We start from the raw sequence: 6086 nt of genomic DNA, 5'->3' as shown, positions 1-6086 counted from the left end.
GGTGCCGGGGGCCGACGCCACGCTCGCGCTCGGCGCCAGCGCGAGCGTGGCCTTCGCCACGGCGGATGGCGAGGCCGGCGGCGTGCTGCTGCCGCTGCCCGCGGTGACGCGACAACCCGGCCAGGCCGATGCCGGCACGGTGTGGGTGGTGGGCGAGGACGACGCCGTGCGGCCGCTCGCGGTCGAGCTCGGCGCCTGGCGCGAGGACGGCGTCGTGGTGCGCGCCGGCCTGCCGGCGCAGGCCCGTGTCGTGGTGGCCGGGGTGTACAAGCTGATCGAGGGCATGCGCGTGCGTGCCGTCGAGGTAGGCGCGCCGGTGCTGCTGGACGTGCGGCGATGAGCATGAAGGGCGAGGGGCCGATCGGCAGCGGGCGCTTCAACCTGTCCGAATGGGGGCTGACCCACCGCTCCCTGGTGCTGTACTTCCTGATCGTGTGCACGCTGAGCGGGATGTTCGCCTACACCCGGCTCGGCCAGTCCGAGGATCCGCCCTTCACCTTCAAGGTCATGGTGGTGCGCGCCGAGTGGCCGGGGGCGAGTGCGCGCGAGGTCGAACAGCAGGTCACCGACAAGATCGAGAAGAAGCTGCAGGAGATCGCCCAGGCCGACATCATCCGCAGCTACTCCAAGCCGGGCGAGGCGATGGTCTTCTTCGTGGCGAAGGACTCCACGCGCGCGCGCGACATCCCCGACATCTGGTACCAGGCGCGCAAGAAGATCGGCGACATCGCCCACACCTTCCCGACCGGCGTGCGCGGACCGTATTTCAACGACGAGTTCGGCGACACTTACGGGAATGTCTTCGCCCTGCTCGGCGAGGGCGTGAGCCACGCCGAGCTCGAGCGCCACGCCGAGGCGATCCGCGGCGAGCTGCTGCGCGTGAAGGACGTCGCCAAGGTGAGCTTCTTCGCCGAGCAGCCGCAGCGCGTCTTCGTGGAGATCTCCAACACGCGCCTCGCCACCCTGGGCGTGCGCCTGGACGACATCGTCGGCGCGCTCGCCCGGCAGAACGCGGAGACCGGCGCCGGCTTCTTCGAGACCGGGGATGAGCGCATCTGGCTGCGGCCGTCGGGGCAGTTCGAGGACCTCGACGCGATTCGCGCCACCGTGATCCGCGCCGGCGGGCGCAGCCTGCGCCTGGGCGACATCGCCGAGGTGCGCCGCGGCTACGCCGACCCGCCGGCCGAGCGCCTGCGCTTCATGGGGCAGGAGGCGCTCGGCATCGGTGTGTCGATGCGCAGCGGCGGCGACATCGTCGCGCTTGGCCGCCAGCTCGACGCGGCGGTGGAGAAGATCGTCGCGCAGTTGCCCGTCGGCATCCGCCTCGAGCGCGTGGCCGACCAGCCGCGTGCGGTCACGCGGGCGGTCGACGAGTTCGTCAAGGTGCTCGCCGAGGCGGTGCTCATCGTGATGGCGGTGAGCCTGCTGTCGCTCGGCTTCCGCACCGGCGTGGTGGTGCTGGTGATCATCCCGGTGGTGCTGGCGATCACCTTCATGTTCATGCACCTGTTCGACATCGGCCTGCACAAGATCTCGCTCGGGGCGTTGATCATCGCGCTCGGCTTGTTGGTGGACGACGCGATCATCGCCGTCGAGATGATGGCGAGCAAGATGGAGCAGGGCTGGGGCCGGGTGCGGGCGGCGAGCTACGCGTGGACCTCGACCGCGATGCCGATGCTCTCGGGCACGCTGGTGACGGCAGCGGGTTTCCTGCCGGTGGCGCTGGCGGCGTCCTCGGTGGGCGAGTTCACGCGCTCGATCTTCCAGGTGACGGTGACCGCGCTGCTGGTGTCGTGGATCGCCGCGGTGCTCTTCGTGCCCTATCTGGGCTACTACCTGCTGCCCGACTTCAGCAAGCGCGCCGGGCAGCCCTCGCGGCTGGCGCGCGTGGTCGGAAGGATCTGGCCGGCGCTGGGGCGGCGGATGGCGGAGCGCGACCTCCATGCCTACGAGCAGCACGACGAGTTCGCGATCTATCACACGCCCTTCTACAACCGGCTGCGGGCGCTGGTGAACGCCTGCGTGCGCTGGCGCTGGGGGGTGATCCTGCTCACCGTGGCGATCTTCGTCGGCGCGCTGTTCGTGTTCGCCCGCTTCGTGCCGCAGCAGTTCTTCCCCGACTCGACGCGGCCCGAGCTGCTGGTCGACCTGCGCCTGGCCGAGGGTGCGTCGCACCACGCCACCGAGGTCGCGGTGAAGCGGCTGGAGGCCTTCCTCGACAGGCAGGAGGGCATCGAGAACTACGTGGCCTGGGTGGGCACCGGCAGCCCGCGCTTCTACCTGCCGCTCGACCAGCAGCTCGCGCAGACCAACTTCGCCCAGCTCGTGATCCTCACCGCCGGCCTGGCCGAGCGCGAGGCGCTGCGCGCGAAACTGATCCACCTCTTCGAGGACGAGCCCTGGCCGCTGCGCGGCATCGTCGTCCGGCTGGAGAACGGGCCGCCGGTGGGCTTTCCGGTGCAGTACCGGGTGAGCGGGCCGGATCTGGCCGAGCTGCACCGGCGTGCGCAGGCGGTGGCCGAGTCGATGCGCGCCAATCCGCACCTTTCCAATGTGCATATGGACTGGGTGGAGCCGTCCAAGGTGGTGCGGGTGGCGATCGACCAGGACAAGGCGCGCCTGCTCGGCGTGTCCACCCAGGACCTCTCCAGTCTGCTCGCCACCTCGCTGCAGGGCATGACCGCAACCCAGTTCCGCGAGGGCAACAAGACCATCGCGCTGGTGCTGCGCGGTGCGGAGAGCGAGCGCGCGCACCTGTCGCAGCTGCCCGACCTCGCCCTGCCGGTGGGCGGCGGGCGCAGCGTGCCCTTGGCGCAGGTGGCGCGCCTCGAGCACGACTTCGAGCCGGGGGTGATCTGGCGGCGCAACCGCATCCCCACCGTGACCGTGCGCGCCTCGCTCTACGACGGCACCCAGCCCGCGGTGGTGGTGGGCCAGCTCGCGCCGCGCATGGCCGAGCTCTCCGCGCAGCTGCCGCTCGGCTACCGGCTCGAGGTCGGCGGCGCGGTCGAGGAGAGCGCCAAGGGCAGCGGCTCGGTGGGCGCCGGCATGCCGATCTTCGTGCTCACCGTGCTCACTGTGCTGATGCTGCAGCTGAAGAGCTTCTCGCGCACCATCATCGTCGTGCTCACCGCACCGCTCGGCCTGATCGGTGTCGCCGCCTTCCTGCTCGCCTTCGGCAAGCCCTTCGGCTTCGTCGCCCTGCTCGGCACGATCGCGCTGTCGGGCATGACCATGCGCAACTCGGTGATCCTGGTGGACCAGATCCGCCAGGACGTCGAGGCCGGGCGCATGCAGTGGGAGGCCATCGTCGAGTCCGCGGTGCGGCGCTTCCGCCCGATCATGCTCACCGCCGCGGCGGCCATCCTGGCCATGGTGCCCTTGTCGCGCAGCACCTTCTTCGGGCCGATGGCGGTGGCGATCATGGGCGGGCTGACCGTCGCCACGGTGCTCACCATCCTCTTCCTGCCCGCGCTCTATGCCGCCTGGTACCGTGTCAAGCCGGCGGACGAGGAGCGCGCGGCGGCGGATCGCAGCGCAGCAACTGCGCTAGAATGACGAGGTTTTGCCTTCATGGATAACGCTATCCATTAGCGTGTGCTAATATTTCGCCGGGAGCCCCTGATGAACTTCGAGAAAGCGCGCTTCAACATGGTCGAGCAGCAGATCCGCCCCTGGGAGGTGCTGGATCAGGACGTGCTCGACCTCCTGATGACGGTCAAGCGCGAGGAATTCGTTCCCGCCGCGCATCGCGAGCTGGCCTTCGCCGACGTCGAGATCCCGATCGGCTGTGGCCAGGTCATGCTCAAGCCGGTGATCGAAGGCAAGATCCTGCAGGCGCTGCGTGTCACCAAGTCCGACACCGTGCTCGAGATCGGCGCCGGCTCGGGCTGGTTCGCCGCGCTGCTGGCGGCGCGTGCCGAGTGGGTGCGCACCATGGAGATCGAGCCCGAGCTGGTGAAGCTGGCGAGCGCCAACCTCGAGCGCAACGGCGTGCACAACGTGGTCGTGGTCGACGGCGACGGTGTGCAGGGATGGTCTGGCCGCGCGCCCTACGACGTGATCGTCGTTTCCGGCGGGCTGCCCTTCGTGCCGCAGTCGCTGCTCGAGCAGCTCAAGGTGGGTGGTCGCCTGTTCGCCTTCGTCGGCGAGGCGCCGGTCATGAAGGCGCGCCTGATCACCTGTGAGGGCGAAGGCCGCTTCCGTACCGAGGACGTGTTCGAGACCGTGGTGCCCATGCTCAAGAACGCGCCCCAGCGCGAAGCCTTCAGCTTCTGAGGCGACGATGCTGCAGATCACGCCGACCATGCTCGCCGAGCGCCTGCAAGACGCGCGACGGCCTGCACCCCTGCTGCTCGACGTGCGCGAGCCGTGGGAGGTGCAGATCTGCCAGATCCCCGGCTCGGTGACGATGCCGATGGGCAGCGTCCCGGCGCGTTACGCGGAGCTGGAACGCGACCGCGAGACGGTGGTCATCTGCCATCACGGCGGACGCAGCTGGCAGGTCGCGATGTTCCTCGAGCGCCAGGGCTTCTCCAACGTGGCCAACCTGTCCGGCGGCGTCGCCGGCTGGGCGAACGAGGTCGATCGCAACATGCCGCAGTATTGAGCGCGGCGCAGCAGCAGCGGAGAACACGATGAAGCGAGTCCTGGCAGTTCTGGTGGCGGGCCTGTTCGCGGGCGCTGCCGCGGCGGCCGACCTGATGCAGGTGTACCAGGACGCGCTCGCCAACGACGCCAAGTTCTCCGCCGCGCGCGCCCAGCTCGAGGCCGGGCAGGAGAAGGTGGTGCAGGGCCGCGCCGGGCTGCTGCCGCAGGTGGGCATGGACGCCAACACCACCCGGAACGACGCCAAGCTCAAGCCGGTCGGGGCCTCGCCCCGTGAAGGCAGCTACAACAGCAACGGCTACGGCGTGCAGCTTACCCAGCCGCTGTTCCGCTGGCAGAACTGGGTGCAGTTCAAGCAGGGTGAGCTGCAGACTGCGCTCGCCGAGACCCAGTTCGGCATTGCACGCCAGGATCTCGTGCTGCGCGTCGCCGAGGCCTACTTCAACGTGCTCAACGCCCAGGACGCGCTCGCCGCGGTGACGCAGCTGCGCACCGCGGCCGGCGAGCAGCTCGAGCTGGCGAAGACCAGCTTCGAGGTCGGCACGGTGACGATCACCGACGTGCATGAGGCGCAGTCGCGCTTCGACCTCGCCTCGGCGCAGGAGATCGCGGCGCAGAACCTGCTTGAGGTCGCGCGCCAGACCTTGGCGCAGATCATCGGCAAACAACCCGAGGCGCTGGCCGGCCTGCGCGAAGGCGTCGCGCTGCAGCGCCCGCAACCCGAGAACATCGTCGACTGGGTGGCCGCGGCCGAATCCGGCGGCTTCGGCGTGCAGGCCCAGCAGCTGGTGCGCGAGATCGCCGTGCGCGAAGTCGAACGCGCCCGCGCCGGCCATCTGCCTACGGTCGATGTCGTCGCCCGGCACGGTGTCAACAACGACCTGCAACTCTCGGCCGGACGCAATGAAGTGAGCAGTGTCGGCCTGCAGCTCAACGTGCCCTTGTTTGCGGGCGGCCGGGTGTCCTCGGTGTCGCGCGAGGCCGCTGCGCTGCGCATGAAGGCCGACGCCGATCTCGAGGACGCCCGCCGCAGCGCCGCGCTCGCCGCACGCCAGTCCTGGCTGGGCGTGACCAGCGGCATGGCGCAGGTGAAGGCGCTCGAGGCCGCGCGCGTCTCGTCCACCTCGGCGCTCGACGCCAACAAGCTCGGCTACGAGGTCGGCGTGCGCATCAACATCGACGTGTTGAACGCCCAGACCCAGCTCGCCGACACCTTGCAGAAGCTCGCTCGTGCGCGCTACGACACCCTGCTCGCGCAGTTGCGCCTGAAGGCCGCCGCCGGCACCCTGGGCGAGGACGACGTGCGCGCGATCAACGCACTGCTCGCGCCCTGAACGTCCCGGCACGGCTCACGCCTCACGCCTCGCAGCCAGCGCCGTGAGCAGCGCAACGCTGCGCGCGGTCGCGCCTTGGTGCGTGGTCGCGAAGGCGCGCCCCGCGGCGGCGATCTGCGCGCGCCGCGCCGGGTCGGCGACCAG

General features: G+C 70.0%; 5 protein-coding genes. All 5 read left to right on the top strand.

Annotated features, from left to right (window positions below):
- On the top strand, positions 1-340 hold a 340-nt coding region (locus C665_RS17885; protein WP_503169806.1), incomplete at its 5' end, for a permuted SH3 domain-containing protein.
- A complete protein-coding gene (locus C665_RS17880; protein WP_004325267.1) occupies positions 337-3558 on the top strand; it encodes an efflux RND transporter permease subunit in 3222 nt (1073 codons plus the stop codon). The genes C665_RS17885 and C665_RS17880, both read left to right, overlap by 4 nt.
- Before the next feature lie 66 nt (positions 3559-3624).
- Positions 3625-4278, top strand: a complete 654-nt coding sequence (locus tag C665_RS17875; RefSeq protein ID WP_004325265.1) for a protein-L-isoaspartate O-methyltransferase family protein — start codon at positions 3625-3627, stop codon at positions 4276-4278.
- 7 nt (positions 4279-4285) lie between these two features.
- A complete protein-coding gene (locus tag C665_RS17870) occupies positions 4286-4609 on the top strand; it encodes a rhodanese-like domain-containing protein (protein WP_004325263.1) in 324 nt (107 codons plus the stop codon).
- A gap of 28 nt (positions 4610-4637) precedes the next feature.
- Positions 4638-5942: a TolC family outer membrane protein gene (locus C665_RS17865; RefSeq protein WP_004325261.1), complete on the top strand. Its 1305-nt coding sequence runs from the start codon at positions 4638-4640 to the stop codon at positions 5940-5942.
- Positions 5943-6086: the final 144 nt, after the last annotated feature.

The organism is Thauera aminoaromatica S2 (genome assembly GCF_000310185.1).
Classification (GTDB): domain Bacteria; phylum Pseudomonadota; class Gammaproteobacteria; order Burkholderiales; family Rhodocyclaceae; genus Thauera; species Thauera aminoaromatica.
This window is presented reverse-complemented; position numbering and strand designations above follow the sequence as displayed.

Bases quoted from the DNA above. Each gene is read 5' to 3' on its own strand.
- C665_RS17880 (WP_004325267.1), top strand. From the start codon at position 337: ATGAGCATGAAGGGCGAGGGGCCGATCGGCAGCGGGCGCTTCAACCTG.
- C665_RS17875 (WP_004325265.1), top strand. From the start codon at position 3,625: ATGAACTTCGAGAAAGCGCGCTTCAACATGGTCGAGCAGCAGATCCGC.
- C665_RS17870 (WP_004325263.1), top strand. From the start codon at position 4,286: ATGCTGCAGATCACGCCGACCATGCTCGCCGAGCGCCTGCAAGACGCG.
- C665_RS17865 (WP_004325261.1), top strand. From the start codon at position 4,638: ATGAAGCGAGTCCTGGCAGTTCTGGTGGCGGGCCTGTTCGCGGGCGCT.